The sequence below is a fragment of the Nocardia sp. NPDC003979 genome (assembly GCF_053605015.1).
On record NZ_JBSGIJ010000018.1, the window covers coordinates 76,758 to 94,833 of the forward strand.

18 protein-coding genes are annotated in these 18,076 nt (G+C 68.8%); 7 read left to right on the top strand and 11 right to left on the bottom strand.

What is annotated here, in order from left to right; genetic code table 11:
- Position 1 precedes the first annotated feature (1 nt).
- Positions 2-373 (top strand): hypothetical protein, encoded by a 372-nt coding sequence (locus ACWEVR_RS27970; protein ID WP_225281662.1) that lies wholly within the window; start codon positions 2-4, stop codon positions 371-373.
- A 155-nt stretch (positions 374-528) separates the two neighbouring features.
- Positions 529-1,428 (top strand): cutinase family protein, encoded by a 900-nt coding sequence (locus ACWEVR_RS27975; protein WP_452469352.1) that lies wholly within the window; start codon positions 529-531, stop codon positions 1,426-1,428.
- 48 nt (positions 1,429-1,476) lie between these two features.
- Here the strand turns inward: ACWEVR_RS27975 and ACWEVR_RS27980 are convergent, their stop codons facing one another.
- The 3 genes from ACWEVR_RS27980 to lysX all read right to left on the bottom strand — a co-directional run bounded on the left by ACWEVR_RS27980 (position 1,477) and on the right by lysX (position 5,907).
- Positions 1,477-2,094 (bottom strand): histidine phosphatase family protein, encoded by a 618-nt coding sequence (locus ACWEVR_RS27980; RefSeq protein WP_452469353.1) that lies wholly within the window; start codon positions 2,092-2,094, stop codon positions 1,477-1,479.
- A 102-nt stretch (positions 2,095-2,196) separates the two neighbouring features.
- Complete coding sequence (locus ACWEVR_RS27985; protein ID WP_133734150.1) at positions 2,197-2,517, bottom strand: hypothetical protein; 321 nt, start codon at positions 2,515-2,517, stop codon at positions 2,197-2,199.
- Between the two features lie 150 nt (positions 2,518-2,667).
- The gene (gene lysX / locus ACWEVR_RS27990) at positions 2,668-5,907 is read right to left on the bottom strand and encodes a bifunctional lysylphosphatidylglycerol synthetase/lysine--tRNA ligase LysX (RefSeq protein ID WP_452469372.1); all 3,240 of its coding nucleotides are present in this window, start codon (positions 5,905-5,907) and stop codon (positions 2,668-2,670) included.
- Between the two features lie 159 nt (positions 5,908-6,066).
- Between lysX and ACWEVR_RS27995 the strand changes: the two genes are divergently transcribed.
- On the top strand, positions 6,067-6,288 hold the full coding sequence (locus ACWEVR_RS27995; RefSeq protein WP_452469354.1) for an RNA-binding S4 domain-containing protein: 222 nt from the start codon (positions 6,067-6,069) through the stop codon (positions 6,286-6,288).
- A gap of 20 nt (positions 6,289-6,308) precedes the next feature.
- Here ACWEVR_RS27995 and rraA read toward each other — a convergent pair whose 3' ends face one another.
- Genes rraA through ACWEVR_RS28030 form a run of 7 tightly spaced genes read right to left on the bottom strand, consistent with a single transcriptional unit; the run spans position 6,309 to position 10,771 of the window.
- On the bottom strand, positions 6,309-6,797 hold the full coding sequence (gene rraA, locus ACWEVR_RS28000) for a ribonuclease E activity regulator RraA (RefSeq protein WP_452469355.1): 489 nt from the start codon (positions 6,795-6,797) through the stop codon (positions 6,309-6,311).
- A 13-nt stretch (positions 6,798-6,810) separates the two neighbouring features.
- Entirely contained in the window at positions 6,811-7,266 is a 456-nt protein-coding gene (locus ACWEVR_RS28005) for an SRPBCC family protein (protein WP_225281666.1), read from the bottom strand.
- A gap of 30 nt (positions 7,267-7,296) precedes the next feature.
- Positions 7,297-8,217, bottom strand: coding sequence for a CopD family protein (locus tag ACWEVR_RS28010; RefSeq protein ID WP_452469356.1), 921 nt, complete (start codon positions 8,215-8,217; stop codon positions 7,297-7,299).
- A gap of 6 nt (positions 8,218-8,223) precedes the next feature.
- Positions 8,224-8,859 (bottom strand): copper resistance CopC family protein, encoded by a 636-nt coding sequence (locus ACWEVR_RS28015; protein ID WP_452469357.1) that lies wholly within the window; start codon positions 8,857-8,859, stop codon positions 8,224-8,226.
- Entirely contained in the window at positions 8,859-9,509 is a 651-nt protein-coding gene (locus tag ACWEVR_RS28020; protein ID WP_067644123.1) for a YcnI family copper-binding membrane protein, read from the bottom strand. The genes ACWEVR_RS28015 and ACWEVR_RS28020 overlap by 1 nt, the downstream gene beginning before the upstream one ends.
- 40 nt (positions 9,510-9,549) lie before the next feature.
- Positions 9,550-10,095, bottom strand: a complete 546-nt coding sequence (locus ACWEVR_RS28025) for a hypothetical protein (RefSeq protein WP_452469358.1) — start codon at positions 10,093-10,095, stop codon at positions 9,550-9,552.
- 4 nt (positions 10,096-10,099) lie between these two features.
- Entirely contained in the window at positions 10,100-10,771 is a 672-nt protein-coding gene (locus ACWEVR_RS28030) for a DUF6474 family protein (protein ID WP_452469359.1), read from the bottom strand.
- Positions 10,772-10,904: 133 nt separating this feature from the next.
- On the opposite strand from ACWEVR_RS28030, the gene ACWEVR_RS28035 reads away from it, so the two are divergent.
- The 4 genes from ACWEVR_RS28035 to ACWEVR_RS28050 all read left to right on the top strand — a co-directional run bounded on the left by ACWEVR_RS28035 (position 10,905) and on the right by ACWEVR_RS28050 (position 17,153).
- Entirely contained in the window at positions 10,905-12,698 is a 1,794-nt protein-coding gene (locus ACWEVR_RS28035) for a TM0106 family RecB-like putative nuclease (RefSeq protein ID WP_452469360.1), read from the top strand.
- A gap of 13 nt (positions 12,699-12,711) precedes the next feature.
- Entirely contained in the window at positions 12,712-14,670 is a 1,959-nt protein-coding gene (gene htpG / locus ACWEVR_RS28040; protein WP_452469361.1) for a molecular chaperone HtpG, read from the top strand.
- Between the two features lie 261 nt (positions 14,671-14,931).
- Positions 14,932-16,653, top strand: a complete 1,722-nt coding sequence (locus ACWEVR_RS28045; protein ID WP_452469362.1) for a GMC oxidoreductase — start codon at positions 14,932-14,934, stop codon at positions 16,651-16,653.
- 50 nt (positions 16,654-16,703) lie between these two features.
- Complete coding sequence (locus ACWEVR_RS28050; protein ID WP_452469363.1) at positions 16,704-17,153, top strand: N-acetyltransferase family protein; 450 nt, start codon at positions 16,704-16,706, stop codon at positions 17,151-17,153.
- Positions 17,154-17,207: 54 nt separating this feature from the next.
- Here the strand turns inward: ACWEVR_RS28050 and ACWEVR_RS28055 are convergent, their stop codons facing one another.
- On the bottom strand, positions 17,208-17,975 hold the full coding sequence (locus ACWEVR_RS28055) for an SDR family NAD(P)-dependent oxidoreductase (RefSeq protein WP_067495259.1): 768 nt from the start codon (positions 17,973-17,975) through the stop codon (positions 17,208-17,210).
- Positions 17,976-18,076: the final 101 nt, after the last annotated feature.

The following is an 18,076-nucleotide window of genomic DNA, read 5'->3' on the forward strand; positions in this document are numbered from 1 at the left end:
CATGTCGAATATGGATCTGGCGCTCAAGGACATGATGGTGATCGACGGCGCGATCGGCGCCGCGGTCGTCGACTACAGCAGTGGCATGGCCCTCGGAATGCTCAGCAGCAGCAAGTCGTTGGACCTGCAGATCGCGGCGGCGGGCAACACCGAGGTGGTGCGCGCGAAGCTGCGGACCATCGAGCAGCTCGGTCTCAACGAGGAGATCGAGGACATGCTCATCACCCTCTCGGGCCAGTACCACGTGATCCGGCCGATGACCGGCCGCAAGTCCAAGGGGCTTTTCCTCTACCTGGCGCTCGACCGCACCCGCGCCAACCTCGCGCTGGCCCGCCACCGGCTCAAGGGCATCGAGGAGGAGCTCGAGGTCTAGGCCGAAATGAATTCTGTCACAACGTTCGGACAAGCTCGTCATACTCATGTGGCACAGGCGTGGTGGTACCTCTATTGTGATTCGCGGCGAGGTCTGGGAGCCACACGTACACGGGGTTTGCTCTCCAGCGGCAAGCATGGTGGAACTGGAGCGGTATGCAGGTGAAGAAGGTTGTCGCGGCGCTCGGTGCGTCCGCGGCGATGTTGTCCGGAATCGTTGTCGGCAGTGGGAGTGCCAGTGCGGCGCCTGCCTGCCCGAGTCTCTACGTCGTCGCCATTCCCGGCACATGGGAGACCGGCATCGACAAGCCGCCGGGGCCCGGCATGCTGTCCGGCGTCACCAACGGGCTGCCGCGCAATGTCGACGTCGACTACGTGACCTACGCGGCGACCGCCTTCCCGTGGGAGGGCGATGTCTACGGCAATTCCAAGAAGCAGGCGGTGAATTCGGCGCGCGGCCTCATCTCGGCCAAGCTCGCGCAGTGCGGCGACACCAAGGCCGCCCTCGTCGGCTACAGCCAGGGCGCCGACGCCGCGGGTGATCTCGCGGCCGAGATCGGCACCGGGCTCAGCACCATTCCGGCCGATCGGGTGGCCGCGGTCGGCCTGATCTCCGATCCGCGCCGCGCGCCGGGCGATGTGCAGGTCGGCCCGCATGCTCAGGGCGCGGGCGCCGGTGGCGCGCGGCCGGGCGGCTTCGGCTGGCTCAGCGACCGCACCCGCACCATCTGCGCGGTCGACGACCTGTACTGCGCCACCGCGACCGACGACTTCGTCACCCGGTTCGCGGGCTTTTTGGCGCAGAGCTCGGACGCCAACCCGGCGAACATGTGGCGCTACCAGATCGAGGCGGGCGCGATCATGAAGGATCTGATGGCCCACGGCGGTGTGCCGGTGCTGCAGGCGCAGCTCTCGGACGCGGCGAACCAGAAGCGGGCCAAGGATCTCGAGCAGTTCTACAAGTCGCAGGCGCACCACCTGTACGGCAGCTACTCGGTGGGTGGCGGGCACACCGCCATCACCTGGATGCGCGACTGGATCGCCTCGCACGCCTGAGTTTTCGCAGGTGAAGCCGGGTGCGGGAGTTTCTCGCACCCGGCTTTTCTATGTGGTGCGGGCGAGGTTGCGCGGCAGCAGATCCCACACGTGACCGGACTCGTTGATCGTCGCCGCCGTTCGGGTGCCGCTGCGCGAGTAGAGGATCCGGGTGATCGAGCAGTAGTCGACGGGGAAGGTGAGCGGGCGGGCCAGGCCGAGGATGTCGGCGAGCAGCACGTTGACGACCCCGCCGTGGGCGAAGGCGACGACCGTCTCGGTGGGCGGGGTGGCGGCCACGAGTTGTTCCACGGCGTTCAGCACGCGGCGGGTGAAGGCGGGTCCGTCGATCTGCTCGGGCAGCAGACCGGCCTTGATCCGGGTGTAGGCGTCGGCGAATTCGGTCTTGGCGTCTTCGATCGGGATGTAGGCGGGTAGATCGCGGTCGTATTCGGCGAGGTCGTCGATGATGTCGACGGGCAAATCGCGGGCGAGCGCGGTCGGTGCGGCGGTATCGCGGGCGCGGCGCTGGGGGCTCGACACGATGCGGGTGATCTCGTGCGCGGCCAGCGCGGCTGGGACCCGCTCGGCCTGACGGCGACCGATATCGGTGAGACCGGGATCGGCGGCGGTGGTACTTGCGACGACCTTGTCGGGCTGGGCATGACGCACGAGAATCAGCTGCACGTCACCCACTGTGCCCCATGACGGGGCGTCTTGTCCGTCCAGGGCGGCCGAGTGCGGACCCGCGGCGCGCGTGTGCGCTGCCGCGAGCCCGGCGACCTCAGATCATGGCTGGCCGTACGGCGGCTGGCCGTAAGGCGGCTGACCACCCTGACCCGGACCGCCGCCGTAGGGCGGCTGGTTCGGCGGCTGGTCGTTCTTCTTCTTGTTCTTGAGCATGAAGACGAGGCCGACGATGGCGAGGACGACCAGCAGGCAGCACACGCCGCCGATGATGAGACCCTTGCTGCTCTTCTTGCCCTTCTTCTTCGCGGCCAGTTCGGTGACCAGGTCCGAGCCGGCGAGCGTGTCGATGCTGCCCGCGAGCACCTGTGGGTCGACCAGTGCGGCCGATGTCAGCAGGTCAAGGTACATATTCTTCCCCATCCGATGGTGTGTTGTCCCGGCATCCTCCCGGTGCCGGAACATCCGAGAGTACTGCTGTCGCTGCGAGTTTCGTTCGGAAAACCGCAGGACGCAGTGGTTCATCGCTGTGTCGCGCAAGATCGTTTACAGCCAAGGTCCGTGTACCCGATTTCAGCGCGGTTTCACCAACGGAAACGGCAGAGTCTCGCGGATGCCGCGTCCGGTGATGAACATGACCACCCGGTCGACTCCGATACCGAGGCCGCCGGTCGGCGGCATGGCGTGCTCGAGGGCTTGGAGGAAGTCCTCGTCGAGCTCCATCGCCTCGGGGTCGCCACCGGCGGCGAGCATGGACTGTTCGGTGAGGCGGCGCCGCTGTTCGACGGGGTCGGTGAGCTCGCTGTAGGCGGTGCCGAGCTCGACTCCCCAGGCCACCAGATCCCAGCGTTCGGTCACACCCGCGGTGCTGCGGTGGGACCGGGTCAGGGGGGACACCGAGGTGGGAAAGTCCAGGTAGAACGTCGGCTCGGTGGTTTTCGCCTCCACCAGGTGCTCGTACATCTCCAGCACCACCTGGCCGGTTTCCCAGCCGCGCTGATAGGTGACACCGGCGGTGTCGCACAGCTCGCGCAGGCGGGTGAGGTCGGTCGCGGCGGTCACCTCGGTGCCGAGGGCCTCCGACAGCGCGCCGTGCACCGTGCGCACCCGCCATTCGCCGGAGATGTCGACCTCGGTGCCGTCGGGGCGCAGCACCACCTCGGCGCCGTTGGCCGCGACCGCCGCGTCCTGGATCAGACGGCGGCACAGCTGCATCATCCGCAGATAGTCGCTGTGCGCCTCGTACGCCTCGAGCATGGTGAATTCCGGGTTGTGGCTGTAGTCCACGCCTTCGTTGCGGAAGGTCCGCCCGATCTCGAACACCTTCTCGATCCCGCCGACGCACAGCCGTTTGAGGTACAGCTCGGGCGCGATGCGCAGGTACAGGTCCAGGTCGTAGGCGTTGATGTGGGTGCGGAACGGGGTGGCGTTGGCGCCGCCGTGAACCTGCTGCAGGATCGGTGTCTCCACCTCGAGGAAACCCCAGTCGTGCAGTGAGTCACGCAGCGAGTGCAGGACGGCGCTGCGTTTGGCGAGCAGTTCGCGGCTGTCGGCGTTGATCGCCATGTCGACGTAGCGGCGCCGGACCTTGGCCTCCGGATCGGTGAGGCCACGCCATTTGTCGGGGAGCGGATGCAGGCACTTGCCGTTCATCCGCCAGTCCTGAGCCAGCAGCGACAGTTCGCCGCGCCTGCTCGTGCCGATCCGGCCGCTCACCTCGATGAGGTCACCGAGGTCGAAGTCGGCGCTGAATTCGCCCGCGCGTGCACCCACCCGTTCGCGGTCGATGAGCAGCTGGATATCCCCGCTCCAGTCGCGGACCACCGCGAAGATCACCCCGCCGTAGTCGCGGATGCGGGTGATCCGACCGGCCACCCGGACAGTTGTCCCGTGCGGGCAGCGGCGTGCGTCGGCGATGGTGTGGGTGGGTGGATAGGCGGCGGGGTAGGGGTCGACGCCGCTCGCGGTGAGGCGGTCGAGGGTGGTCATCCGCACGCGGACCTGTTCGGGACGGCGGGGGCCGGACTCCTCGTCGGCGTCGATGTCGTCGGGGGCGCTGCCGTCGGCGTGCAGGCCGGTGACCGTCGCCGGAACGGCCGGCGTTGTTCCGGTGTGCACAGCCGGGTCGGGTTGTGGGCCCAGGCGCGGCAGGAACCCTTCGGCCAGTCCGCTCGCCATCGCGACCCGTGGCAGTTGCCTGCGGTCCTCGTACAGGAAGAACCGTGGCACCCAGCGCGGGTGGTACTTCACGTTCGAGCGGTACAGCGCCTCGAGCTGCCACCAGCGCGAGAAGAACAGCAGCACACCGCGCCACGCGCGCAGCACCGGTCCGGCGCCGATGCGCCCGCCCTCGGCGAACACCGAGCGGAACACCGCGAAGTTCAGCGAGATCCTGGTGATGCCGTACTGATCGGCATCGAGGGCGAGCTGCGAGATCATCAGCTCCATCACGCCGTTGGGGCTCGCGGGATCGCGGCGCATCAGTTCCAGTGACACCCCCGTGCGTCCCCACGGCACGAACGAGAGCATCGCGTGGACCCGTTCGTCGTGGTCGATGGCCTCGACCAGCAGGCAGTCGCCGTCGAGCGGGTCGCCGAGGCGGCCGAGCGCCATCGAGAAACCGCGTTCGGTCTCGGTGTCGCGCCAGGCGTCGGCACGGGCGATCACCTCGGCGAATTCGGCAGTCGATATCTCGCTCGCCCGGCGCACCCTGATGCCGAAGCCGTTCTTGCGCAACCTGTTCGCCGCTTGGCGCACGGGCTTCATGGCGGGGCCTGCCAGCGAAAATGTGCGGGTGTCGAGCACGGCTTCGTCGCCGAGGCGCAGCGCCGACAGACCCGCCTGCTGATACGTCAGCGCGCCCTGCTCGCTGGCACCCATCACCGCCGGTGCCCAGCCGAATCGGTCGGCCTGCTCGAGCCAGGCCCGGACAGCTTGCGGCCAGCCCTGTTTCGGCCCGATCGGATCACCGGCCGCCAGGCAGACGCCGAGCTCCACGCGATAGGTGATGGCCGCCTTGCCGTTCGGGGCGAAGACGACCGCGCGGTCGCGGCGGGTGGCGAAGTAGCCGAGCGAGTCGTCCACATCGCCGGTCGCGAGCAGGCCGCGCAGCGCGGACTCGTCGAGCGCGGTCATGGCGTTGCCTGCCCGTTGCGACCGCAGCAGCACGATCACGGCGGCGATCAGCGCGAGGGCGCCGAGCAGGCCGAGCACGAAATCCACCCAGCTCGGCGGGTGCCCGTCGAAGTGTTCGTTGTCGACCAGGACGGCCGCGGTCACCCGCGACACCGCCCACAGCGGTCGCTGCGCACCACGCGGCAGCGAACCGGGGAACAGCTCGACCAGGCCCCAACCGAGCAGGCACCCGAACGCGCAGCCGCCGACCAGCACCGCGAGCGCCTTGCGCACCGCACCCGGCCGCACCCGGGTGTAGAACTCCGCGCGGGCGGCGATCAGGATCGCCAGCACCACACCGTGCACGACGAACGCCACCAGCGGATCCAGCTCGCGCGTGCTCGCGTAGTCGACGATGTTGGTGATCGCGTACAGCGTCAGATAGATGACGAGCAACCACCACGCCACCCGTTTGCGGCTCGCCGCCGCACCGGCCAGCAACCCGACGACCAGCGCCCACACCAGGCTCGTGTCGGGCGCGTCGAAATAGTGGGTGTCCACGTAATCGCGCGGCACCTCGGTGAGCTGCCGCAACCCCGGCGACAGGCTCCAGAGCGCGCACAGCACCGCGAACACACCGAGCACCAGCCCGGTGATGTGCGGTACCTCGGAGAACCTGCCGTGCGCGCGATGGGGCACCCGGTCGACAGAGCTGCTGGGGTGTTGCTCGGCCCGCGTGGAAGTCACCGATCCAGTGTGCGTGCCCGGGGGTGCGAAGGGCAGGGGGTCGCCGACGGCGTGTTCGTCACCGTGGGCCCGGTGGACGACCGGATTTCCCGACGGGGTAAGTATTAGCGCATGTCGGAACCAGTGGACGTGCCGATCGATGACGAGGTCATCCGGCTCGGGCAATTCCTCAAACTGGCCAACCTGATCGATTCCGGTTCGGAGGCCAAGTCGGTGATCGCCCAGGGTCTGGTCCGGGTCAACGACGAGGTGGAACTGCGCCGCGGTAGGCAACTGCAGGTCGGCGACGTGGTTGTCCTAGCCGGTCACAGGGTGCGGGTCAGCGAGGGCTGACCCGCACCCCGCGCGAGTTTTCAGTCCTCCGCGCGGACGACGACGCCGTCGTGGTCGCTGTAGAGCATCTCGCCGGGAACGAAGGTGATGCCGCCGAACTCCACCGGCACGTCGCGTTCGCCGCTGCCGGTCTGGGTGCTCTTGCGCGGGTTGGTGCCCAGCGCCTTCACCCCGATGTCGAGGGTGCGCAGGATGGCCGAGTCGCGCACCGCACCGTTGACGATCACGCCCGCCCAGCCGTTGTCCACGCCGCGGCCCGCGATGATGTCGCCGACCAGCGCGGTGTGCACGCTCGCCCCGCCGTCGACGACCAGCACCTTGCCCTCGCCCGGCTCGCCGAGGGTCTGCTTCACCAGCAGGTTGTCCTGGAAGCAACGGATCGTGGTGATCCGCCCGGCGAACGCTTGACGGCCACCGAACTGGATGAACTGGGTATCGCAGCTGCGGATCTCGGGGCCGATCTCATCGGCCAGATCGGCGGTTGCCACTACATTCGCTGATTCGGTCATGACGCCGATTGTGTCAGGTGGTCGGGCGGTGGGCCTTCTCGATCTCGCTGATGAGGGCCTCGGTGGTGTGTTTCACGGCGATCTTGATGAACGGTTCGATGGTCCGGCCGAGCATCTTGCCCGCGATACCGCCGGGCACGAAGTACTGGATGTGCGCGTCGATGGTGCTGGTGTCGGCGCCCTTGGGCGTGAAGACGAAGGTCGAGAGGATCTCGAATCCCTTGATCGATTTGGTGCCGATCACCGAGCCTTCCTCCCAGCGCACCACTTCGATGCGGGAGGTGAGCGAGGCGGGGCCGAGCTTCATCTTCCCGTCGAATTTCGCGCCCACACCTTCGGTCTGGTCGGTGACCGGGGTGAAGGACTCGATGCCGTACCAGAATTTCGGCAGGTTGCGATAGTCGTTGACAAAGGCGAATGCCGTCTCGGCCGGCGCTGCGCAGTCTTCGACAATCCTCACGTCGCTCATACCGGCAACTGTAATGCGTTTGTATGGCGTCTAAGCGGTCACGGCCAGTGTGGCGGCCAAGCCGAGCGCCACCGCCATGAGCGTCACCTCGATCGCCGCGTTGCGGACCGACACGTCGGCGGTGACGCGGTGCTCGGCGGCCCGGCCCACCCAGGTGCGCCGCCACCACCAGCCGAGCCCGGCGAGCATCGCGAGCACGAGCACCTTGGCCAGCATGATCCGTCCGTAGCCGGTGGTCACCAGGGCGGGCACCGAGCCGATGCGGACGAGGCCGTCGATGAGCCCGGTCACCGCGATCACCGCGACCAGCGGCGCGGCGGCGGTCGAGTAGCGGGGCAGCGCGTTCGCCCAGCCGCCGCGCGTGCGCACCACGAGTGCCAGCGCGAGCAGCAGCCCGAACCACGCCGCCGCGGCCAGGGCGTGCACCGCGACGAGCACCGATCCGAGCACCTGCTGCGACATGTGCCCGGTGATGGGTCGCAGGGCGAGCGCGACCGCCGCGAACACCAGGACCAGGTCGGCCGAGGCGTCGTCGGGCCTGCGGAACGCCCACGCGGCGTAGCAGGCGACGGCGGCGGTGCAGAACAGGATGGCGATCCCGATCTGCCCGCCGCTGAGCCTGCCGAGGAACGTGCCGAATTCGCCCGCGGCGAGTTCGTGCACCGGCACGCCGACGATGCCCGCCGCCTCGCACACCAGCAGGGTGAACTCGGCGCCCAGCCAGATCGTGGCCAGCACCGCGACCGGCCGCCACGCCACCGCGAGCCGGTGGTCGAGGCGGGGCAGCGCGGCCAGCCCGAGCACCGTGGCGCCCGCGCAGTCGGCGATCACCCGCGCACCCGCCGCCGCTGGGAAACCGCCGGTCCGGCGCAGTATCCAGGCGAGCACCACCCCGGCGAGCGCGGCGACGACGACCGGACCGAACACTCGCCACCGGCCTCCGGTCGTCATCGGCGGCTACTTCTTGCGGCCGGTACCGAGCAGCGCCACCGCGAGACCGACGCCGAACAGCACGACACCACCGGCGACGAACACCCACACGGGCACGCCACCGGACTCTTCGCCGTCGGAGCCCTCGTCCTCGCCCGGCTTGGCGCCCGGTGTTCCGGTGCCTTCCTTGGTGAGGGTGAAGGTCCTCGTCCCGCTGACGGGATGACCGTCGGCGGAGGTCACCCGGAACGCCATGGTGTATTCGCCGACCGGCCCGAGTTCACCCACTTCCACACTCACCGTGCGGCCTTCGACCACCGGCTTGCCCTTGGACCACAGGCGCCCGTCCGGACCGACCACCGTCAGCGACGGAAACGTCTGCTGCAGTTCCTCGTTGAAGGTGATGCTCGCGCGCGCCGGGCCTGCCTCGATCGACGAACCGTCCTCGGGAACGCTGCTCACGGCACCGGAGTGTGCGTTCGCGATGCCGGTCGCGCCGAAGATCAGGGCGAACAGGCCGGCGACCAGGGTGACAGCGAACCGCCGCGCCAGGCGACGCCGCGCCGACCGATTGATCTCGGCCACAACCTCGTTCGGCACGACAATCTGGGGCGAGGTCTGCCGCGAGCGCCCGGACACCGCAGGAGTCTGACAGCGTTCCATCACGACTTCCTCGACCGCGCGACGAGCCCGAGACCGAGCGCGGCGGCGAACAGGCCGAGCGCCAGGCCGATACCGCCGGTCCAGCGAGCCACCGAGTCGGACTCCGCTTCGGCGGGCTCGTCGGTGGCGACATGGTGGTCACCGCCGTCGGAACCACCCGATTCGCTGAGTGCCAGTGTGGGCGCGGGGTATTCGGGCTCGGCGCCGCCCGTGCTCGGCTGATCCCAGGCGACGACCTTGCCGTCGCTGTAGGTCTGCCGCGCGGGGAAGGTCACCTCGTCCTGGGTGGGCAGCGGTCCGAGCGAGAGCACGAAACGCTGGAACTGGCCCGGTCCGACACCGGGGTTGCCCGGCTCGGCGGTCCAGGCGACGGCCACCGCCTCGCCCTTGTCGTTGCGTTCGATGCGCGAGGACCAGCCCGGCATCGGCTCGGTGCGAACGCTTTTCAGGTTCGGCACGGTGACGCTCACCGAGGTGGTGGAGGCGGTGTCGGATTCGTTGGGCACCTTGAAGGTGGCAACGGTGTACTTGCCCTTGGCGGCGCCTGGCGCGTCGACCGTGACGTGCGCCGCCGCCGAACCGCAGGCGGCGAGCACGAGTGCGGCCGCGAGACCGGCCGTCGCCGTCCCACGGGTGATGAAGTTGTGCATGGAATGCCTTCTGTCCGAAGAGTTCTGATGTCGCGTGAGATCAGGCGGACAGCGGCGGTGCGCGCGGACATCGCACACCTTCCAGGCGGGTACCGAGGACGATGTCGACGGTTTCCGTCCAGCGCGCGGCACGGTGCGTGACGTCGAGTCGTGGGACGGTGAGTACCGCCCGGATCACGCCCGACGCAACGAGATACAGCCGTTCGGCGACGAGAATCAGTGCCGCACAGACGAATGCGGCCAGCAGGTGCGCCACCACCATCGGCGCACCAGGCAGGTGCTGCACATCGAGAACGCCGCCGTGATGATCGAGCGTCCCGGTCAGCGCGTAGTGCCCGGCCCATTGACCGCCGAGGAGTGCTCCCGCTGCCCGCAACCACCCGGCATCGGCACGACGCGCGAAGGTGGGGAGAGCCCGGCGCCCGGCGATCGCGCCCGTCGCAAGCGAAACCAGCAGCAACAGCGCGATCTCCGCCGAGCGCGGCACCCCGCCACCGGCCATGCCGTGCGCGGCGACGGCGAGCGCGCCGACGAGTACGCCGCAGCCACCACCGCGCAGGCGGGAGGTGAGCTGCGGCGTCGTCACAGGTTCAGCGCACGCCGAGGCGGGCCAGCGCGTCGTTCTCCAGGACCGACAGTTCGGTGGAGATGGAGGTGTGCACGGCCTTGCGGCGCGCCGCGGGCATCTGCTCGGCGGTGCGCACGGCGACGGTGAGGTCGGTCAGCCGCGAACGGGCCGCCTCGACGAACTTCTTGGTCTCGCCGTCGGGAGAGTCGGCCGCGATCTTGTCCAGCGCGTTCTCGGTGTTGGTGATGCGGGCCTGCAGGCGGGCGCCGTGGCCGCTGAACTCGCCGAGCTGGTCGAGGCCGATGCCCAGCTGCTGTGCCTTGCGCGCGTCGAGCTGCCCGCGCACCAGGGTGGCGCCACGGTAGGCCAGCGGCGCGAGCACCGGGATCAGCACCCGCGCCACCCCGATGTACTTGCGGATCTGGGCCGCGCTGAACAGCTCGCGGTCGGCCTTGGCGGCCAGCTTCTGTGCCGCCTTCTCCTCGGCCTGCAGCGCGGCGATCTGCGCCTTGGCCACCTTGGCCTCGGTGCGGGCCTGCGCCTTCATGGCGCGACGGCTGGTCCGCTCGCCCGCCTTGGCCGCCTTGCGCTCGTTCTTGGCGCTGAGTTTCGCCTCGACGGCGGCTTTGTGCTTGAGCGCCTTCGCCTCCGCGCGACGACTTGGCCGCCGCTTACGCTTGCTGAACAACCCCATGAGATCAGGCCCTCCGTCATGCTCGCCAAGTCACGAGGCAGCGCCGTCCGGACCGGCCTGCCGTACTTCGTAGCGTAGTGGGATCAGGGTAGCGATTGGGCAATGTGTCGGGGGTAAGGACCATACTGCTGGTGTGCGTGCAGCCGAGGAGAACTTCGACAGCGGGCCGGTGACGATCCCGGCCCCGGCTTCCGCTGCGCTCGAAACCGAGCCGACAACGGCCACTTCGGCCGCTCGCGGCGGCTCCCCGGCGGCCTTCCTCGACGCGCGCTCGCTCATCGGCTGCCGCCACCGGCTGCGCCTGGACGCCGCCAACCCCGGCATGCTCGCCGAGGTCAGGGAAGACCCGGGTGTGCAGCAGCGGCGCGAGGCGGCCACCGCGTATCGCACCAAGGTCCGCGACGAACTGGTCGGCGCCGCCCCGGACGACTGGGTCGTGATCGATCCGGCGCTGCGTGCCGGTGCGCGCGCCGACGCGACCATGGCCGCGATGCGGGCGGGCGCGTCGCGTATCTGGGGTGGCCTGCTGCCCCAGGAACCCGACACCGGCCGCCGTGGCGGCGCCGAGTTCCTGCTGCGCGACGCCGATCGCGGCGGATATATCCCGATCATCGTCGTCAACCACAAGGTCACCGACCCGCGCAGGCCCGACCCGGCCGATTTCCACCCGCTCACCTCGGACCTGTTCCGCTGGGAGCCGCGCCGCGACAAGCACGTGAAACTGCGTCCCCAGCCGCGCGACCAGCAGCGCCTCGCCCACCTGTACCGGATGTTGCAACGCCACGGACTGGCCAGTCCCGCGCTGGTCGGCGGCGCCATCGGCCTCGCGTTCGACCGCATCCTCGTGCACGACCTCACCGGTGTGCTCGCCGACTACGACCTGCGCTACGCCGACCGCATCGCGGTGGTGCGCGGCGAACTGCCCACCCAGCCGTCGAAGGTGCCCGAGTGCAGGCAGTGCCCCTGGTGGGTGCGCGGTCCGGATCCGGCGCAGCGACCGGCGGGCCCGGAGGAGGTAGCGGAGCGTGACCACGCAGGGCCCTCGGGAGCGCAGCAGGCAGGCACTGCCGAGCCCGGGTGCGAGGGCGCGCTGGCGGCGATGCGGGACGTGAGCCTGGTCGCGCCCGGTTCGCGGGCCGAGGTGCTGCGCGTGCACGGCGTGCAGACCATCGACGAACTGGCCGCCTGGGTTGGTGAGGAACCCGACGACTGGCAGCACGGCCCGTTCACCGAGACCGTCGTCACCGCGCGCGCCTGGATCGCCGGCGCGCCGCTGGTCCGGCGCTTCGACACCGTCAGCGTGCGCCGGGCCGACGTGGAGATCGATGTCGACCTGGAGAGTTACCAGGAAGACGGTGCCTACCTCTGGGGCACCCTGCTCGACGATGTGTACCGCCCCTTCGTCACCTGGGACCCGCTGCCCACCGACGACGAGGGCCGCTCCTTCGGCGAGTTCTGGACCTGGCTGATGGCGCAGCGCGCGCAGGCCCACGCGGCGGGCAAGACCTTTGCCGCCTACTGCTATTCGCGCACCGCCGAGGACAAGTGGCTCTACGAGTCGGCCCGGCGTTTCGCGGGCAGGCCCGGTATCCCCACCCACGAGGAGGTGCGCGCCTTCGTCGACTCACCCGAGTGGGTCGACATGTTCCAGGCCGTCACCGACCAGTTCATCTGCCCGAACGGCAAGGGCCTCAAGAAGATCGCCCCGGTGGCCGGATTCGGCTGGCGCGATCCCGAAGCCGGTGGTGAGGCGTCGATGGGCTGGTACCGCCGCGCGGTCGGCTATGACGCCGACAGCGACCTGTCTCAGCGCACCCGGCTGCTCGAGTACAACGAAGACGACGTGCGTGCCACCCAGGTGCTGCGCGAATGGATGACCACTAGAGCTGTAGTTGAGGTTCCCTCGCTCAAGGACTTCGCCCGGTAATAACATTGTCGGCGTGACAGAAGCAGTCGAAACACTCGAGTTCCAGGCCGAGACCCACCAGCTCCTCGAGCTGATGATCCACTCGGTGTACTCCAACAAAGACACGTTCCTGCGGGAGCTGATCTCGAACGCTTCCGACGCACTGGACAAGCTCAAGCTGGCCACGTTCCAGGACAAGGACCTCGTCGCCGACACCGCCGATCTGCACATCGAGCTGGAGGTCGACTCCGACGAGCGCGTCCTGACCGTGCGCGACAACGGCATCGGCATGTCCCGTGCCGAGGTGATCGACCTGATCGGCACCCTCGCCAAGTCCGGCACCGCCGAGCTGCGCCGCAAACTCACCGAAGCCAAGTCCGACGCCGCGGCCGAGGAGCTGATCGGCCAGTTCGGTATCGGCTTCTACTCGACCTTCATGGTCGCCGACAAGGTCACCCTCACCACCCGCAAGGCGGGCGAGACCGAGGGCACCCGCTGGGAAGCCGCCGCGGGCAGCTCCACCTACACGATCGACACCGTCACCGACGCACCGCAGGGCACCTCGGTGACGCTGGCGTTGAAGAAGCCCGACGAGGACGATCACCTCTTCGATTACACGCAGGAATGGAAACTGCGCGAGATCGTCCGCAAGTACTCCGACTTCATCGCCTGGCCGATCCGTATGCAGGTCGAGCGGACCGTGATGGAGGGCGAGGGCGAGGACAAGGTCTCCAAGACCGTCGTCGAGGACCAGACGCTGAACTCGCAGAAGGCGCTGTGGACGCGCCCGCGCAGCGAGGTCACCGACGAGGAGTACAAGGAGTTCTACCACCACGTCAGCCACGCCTGGGACGATCCGCTCGAGATCATCCCGATGAAGGCGGAGGGCACCTTCGAGTACCAGGCGCTGCTGTTCCTGCCCTCGACCGCGCCGTTCGACCTGTTCACCCGTGAGCACAAGCGCGGTGTGCAGCTCTACGTGCGCCGGGTGTTCATCATGGACAACTGCGAAGAGCTGATGCCGGAGTACCTGCGCTTCGTCAAGGGTGTGGTCGACGCGCAGGACCTCTCGCTCAACGTGTCGCGCGAGATCCTGCAGCAGGACCGCCAGATCCAGATGATCCGCAAGCGCCTGGTGAAGAAGGTGCTCTCGACGGTCAAGGATCTGCAGTCGGCCGAGGATCAGACCAAGTACCAGACCTTCTGGACCCAGTTCGGCCGGGTGCTCAAGGAGGGCTTGCTCTCCGACACCGACAACCGCGAAACCCTGCTCACCGTCTCCTCTTTCGCCTCCACCGCCTCCGAGTCCGAGCTCACCACGCTCGCCCAGTACGTGGAGCGGATGAAGGACGGCCAGGACGCGATCTACTACATGACCGGCGAAAGCCGTGCGCAGGTGGAGAATTCGCCGCACCTGGAGGCCTTCAAGGCCAAGGGGCTCGAGGTGCTCGTGCTCACCGACCCGGTCGACGAGATGTGGGTCGGCTCGGTGCCGGAGTTCGACGGCAAGAAGTTCCAGTCCATCGCCAAGGGCGAGGTCGACCTGGAGACCGAAGAGGAGAAGAAGGAAACCGAGGCCCTGCGCGAGCAGCAGGACAAGGACTACGCCGACCTGCTCACCTGGCTCGGTAAGACCCTGTCCGAGGTCGCCAAGGAGGTGCGCCTGACCAACCGGCTCACCACCTCACCGGCCTGCCTGGTCGGCGACGTCTTCGACTTCACCCCGATGCTCGAGCGCATGTACCGCGCGTCGGGCCAGGCGCTGCCGGAGTCCAAGCGCATCCTCGAGCTCAACCCGACCCACCCGCTGGTCACGGGCCTGCGCGACGCCTACGACGCGCGCAAGTCCGACGCCGACGAGGGCAAGGTCCCCGAGCTCACCGAGACCGCCGAATTGCTGTACGGCACGGCCGTTCTCGCCGAGGGCGGCGAACTCAAGGACCCCGCCCGCTTCGCCCATCTGCTGACCGAGCGTCTCACCCGCACCGTGTGACACGATGCCGCCCTCGGCGTGACTGCTTGTGCTGCGGCACAGCAGCTGTCGTCGGGGGCGGCTCCTCGCCTGGGGTGCGGCAGCAGCTCCCGCCGGCGGCTGAGGCCGTGGTCTCACGGCTGGATGGCCGCCTGCGGCAGGCGGCCCCGTACTTCGGCGGTGTTGTGACAGTTCCCAGTCGTGCGTGCGCCGATATATGGCCTCGGGCAAGGACAGTCGAGCCGGATTACGGTTCGGCGACCGGCTCGTAGGCTCGCGACAATGGTGGACGTGAACACCCATTACGACGTGCTGATCGTCGGATCGGGTTTCGGCGGCAGCGTCACGGCGCTGCGGCTGGTGGAGAAGGGATACCGGGTCGGCGTGCTCGAGGCGGGCCGCCGGTTCGCCGACGCCGATTTCGCCGCGACCAACTGGGACCTGCGCCGCTACCTGTGGGCGCCGCGACTCGGGTGCTACGGCATTCAGCGCGTCCATCGCCTGCGCGACTGTTTCATCCTGGCCGGAGCCGGTGTCGGCGGCGGTTCGCTCAACTACGCCAACACGCTGTACAAGCCGGGGGAGGCGTTCTTCGGTGACAAACAGTGGGCGGGCATCACCGACTGGGAAGCCGAACTGTCCCCGCACTACGAGCAGGCCACGCGCATGCTGGGAGTGGTCCGAAATCCGTTGCACACCCCGGCCGACACCGTCATCAAGGCGGTGGCCGAGGAGATGGGCGTCGGGCACACCTTCGTGCCGACTCCCGTCGCGGTGTACTTCGGCGAGCCGGGCCGCACCGACGCCGACCCGTACTTCGGCGGTGTCGGCCCCGCCCGCACCGGCTGCGTGAAGTGCGGCGAATGCATGACCGGCTGTCGGCACGGCGCCAAGAACACGCTGGTCAAGAACTATCTCGGGCTGGCCGAGCAGGCCGGGGCCACCGTGCTGCCGATGACCACCGTGACGGCCCTGCGTCCGCAGACCGACGGCACCTGGCTCGTCGACACCGAGCGCACCGGCAGCTGGGTCCGTAAGCAGCGCACCACGTTCTCCGCCGACCGGGTGGTGCTCGCCGCGGGCACCTGGGGCACCCAGCGACTGCTGTTCCGCATGCGCGACCGCGCCGTCCTGCCCGCGCTGTCGACCCGCCTGGGTGTGCTCACCCGCACCAACTCCGAGGCCATTCTCGGCGCGGGCCGCACCACCGTGAATCCCGACATCGAGGTCACCACCGGGGTGGCGATCACCTCCTCGTTCCACCCGACGCCCGACACCCACGTGGAACCGGTGCGCTACGGCCGGGGCTCCAACGCGATGGGCCTGCTGAACACCTACCTCGTCGACGGTGACCAGCGCACACCGCGCTGGCTGCGGGTGCTCGGCATCGCGGGCCGTCACCCGATCCGCACCGTGCGCCTGCTGCGCACCACACGCTGGAGCGAGCGGACCCTGATCCTGCTGGTGATGCAGAGCCTGGACAACTCCATCACCACCTACACCAAGCGTGGGCTGTTCGGCCGCCGCTACACCAGCAAGCAGGGGTACGGCCACCCCAATCCGTCCTGGATTCCGGCCGGGCACGAGGTGACCCGAAGGGTCGCCGAGAAATTCGGCGCCACCGCGGGCACCACCTGGCCCGATGTCTTCGGTGTTCCGATGACGGCACACTTCATCGGCGGCTGCGCCATCGGCGCCGATCCGGCCACCGGCGTGATCGACCCCTACCACCGGGTGCACGGCTATCCGGGACTGAGCATCGTTGACGGCTCGGCCATTTCGGCGAACCTGGGGGTCAACCCGTCACTCACCATCGCCGCGCAGGCCGAACGCGCGGCCGCGCTGTGGCCGAACCGGGGCGAGGCCGATCCGCGGCCGCCGATGGGGGAGCCGTACCGCCGGATCGCGCCGGTCCCACCGCGTGCTCCCGTTGTGCCCGCCGGTGCCCCCGCGGCCCTGCGGCTGCCCATCGAACCGGTGGACCGGTCGGCCGTCGGCGCGTGAACCGGATCGAACACCGTGCCGAATAAGCGATTTCGGTCCACCATGGAGATATGGGTGGGCACGAGATTCGGCGAGCACGTCCCGAGGACTACGACGAACTGATCGGGGTGGTCGACGACTGGTGGGGGCGGGCCGTGACGCACAACCTGCCGCGCATGTTCCTCGACCACTTCCATCGCACCAGCCTGATCGCCACCGACGACGCCGGAATCTCCGGATTCCTCATCGGTTTCGGCTCACCCGCCGACGCCGACGCCGCCTACATCCACTTCGTCGCCGTGCGCCCCGACGCCCGCAAGTCCGGCCTCGGCCGCACCCTCTACGACGAGTTCTTCACGATCGTGCGCGCCGACGGCCGAAAACTGGTGTCGGCCATCACCTCACCGTCGAACTACACCTCGATCGACTTCCACCGCAGCCTCGGCTTCACGGTGACCGGACCGGTCGCGAACTACAACGGACCGGGCCGCGCCCTCATCACCTTCGAGCGCGTCCTGTAGAAACGCCGAACGGCGCCTCCCGAAAAGGAAGGCGCCGTTCGGTATTCGAACTGCTTACCTGGGCGCCATGCGCAGGGCGCCGTCCATGCGGATGGTCTCGCCGTTGAGGTAGTCGTGGCGGGCGATGTACTCCACCAGCTGGGCGTACTCGTCGGGGCGGCCCAGCCGCGACGGGAACGGGACGCCCGCCTCGAGGTTCTTGCGGTAGTCCTCGGTGACGCCGGCGAGCATCGGGGTATCGATGATGCCGGGGGCGATGGTGTTCACGCGGATACCGAACTGGGCCAGGTCACGTGCGGCGGGCACGGTCATGCCGTGCACGCCACCCTTGGACGCCGAGTACGCGATCTGACCGATCTGGCCCTCGAACGCCGCCACCGACGCGGTGTTCACGACCACGCCGCGCTGACCGTACTCGTCCACCGGCTCGGTCTTGGCGATGGCGTCGGCCGCCAGCCGCATCACATTGAAGGTGCCGAGCAGGTTCACGGTGATGACGGTGCGGAACAGCTCGAGATCGTGCGGGCCGTTCTTGGACAGGATGCGACCCGCCCAGCCGACACCGGCACAGTTCACCACGATGCGCAGCGGCGCCGGGCCCTCGGTCACCTGGGCGACGGCAGCGGCGACCTCGTCGTTGCTCGTCACGTCGGCGGCGATCAGGGTGACACCGTCGGGCACGCTGTCGCCCGCGCGCTCGATGGACTGCGGGATGTCGAGACCGAACACGGTCGCACCCGCCTCGGCCAGACGCTTGGCGGTAGCGGCACCGAGACCGGACGCGCCTCCGGTGACGATTGCGGCGGAACCAGAAATCTCCACAAAATCTCCTGTGTTATTTGGCGGCTGGCGCCGCGGTTCGCGGCGCTGAACCCCGCCTCTTCCCTCCCTACGGGCACTCCTTCGTCGCACCCTTCGGTCAG

Bases quoted from the DNA above. Each gene is read 5' to 3' on its own strand.
- ACWEVR_RS27970 (WP_225281662.1), top strand. From the start codon at position 2: ATGTCGAATATGGATCTGGCGCTCAAGGACATGATGGTGATCGACGGC.
- ACWEVR_RS27975 (WP_452469352.1), top strand. From the start codon at position 529: ATGCAGGTGAAGAAGGTTGTCGCGGCGCTCGGTGCGTCCGCGGCGATG.
- ACWEVR_RS27985 (WP_133734150.1), bottom strand. From the start codon at position 2,517: ATGGGGAAGAATATGTACCTTGACCTGCTGACATCGGCCGCACTGGTC.
- ACWEVR_RS27995 (WP_452469354.1), top strand. From the start codon at position 6,067: ATGTCGGAACCAGTGGACGTGCCGATCGATGACGAGGTCATCCGGCTC.
- rraA (WP_452469355.1), bottom strand. From the start codon at position 6,797: ATGACCGAATCAGCGAATGTAGTGGCAACCGCCGATCTGGCCGATGAG.
- ACWEVR_RS28005 (WP_225281666.1), bottom strand. From the start codon at position 7,266: ATGAGCGACGTGAGGATTGTCGAAGACTGCGCAGCGCCGGCCGAGACG.
- ACWEVR_RS28010 (WP_452469356.1), bottom strand. From the start codon at position 8,217: ATGACGACCGGAGGCCGGTGGCGAGTGTTCGGTCCGGTCGTCGTCGCC.
- ACWEVR_RS28015 (WP_452469357.1), bottom strand. From the start codon at position 8,859: ATGGAACGCTGTCAGACTCCTGCGGTGTCCGGGCGCTCGCGGCAGACC.
- ACWEVR_RS28020 (WP_067644123.1), bottom strand. From the start codon at position 9,509: ATGCACAACTTCATCACCCGTGGGACGGCGACGGCCGGTCTCGCGGCC.
- ACWEVR_RS28030 (WP_452469359.1), bottom strand. From the start codon at position 10,771: ATGGGGTTGTTCAGCAAGCGTAAGCGGCGGCCAAGTCGTCGCGCGGAG.
- ACWEVR_RS28045 (WP_452469362.1), top strand. From the start codon at position 14,932: ATGGTGGACGTGAACACCCATTACGACGTGCTGATCGTCGGATCGGGT.
- ACWEVR_RS28050 (WP_452469363.1), top strand. From the start codon at position 16,704: ATGGGTGGGCACGAGATTCGGCGAGCACGTCCCGAGGACTACGACGAA.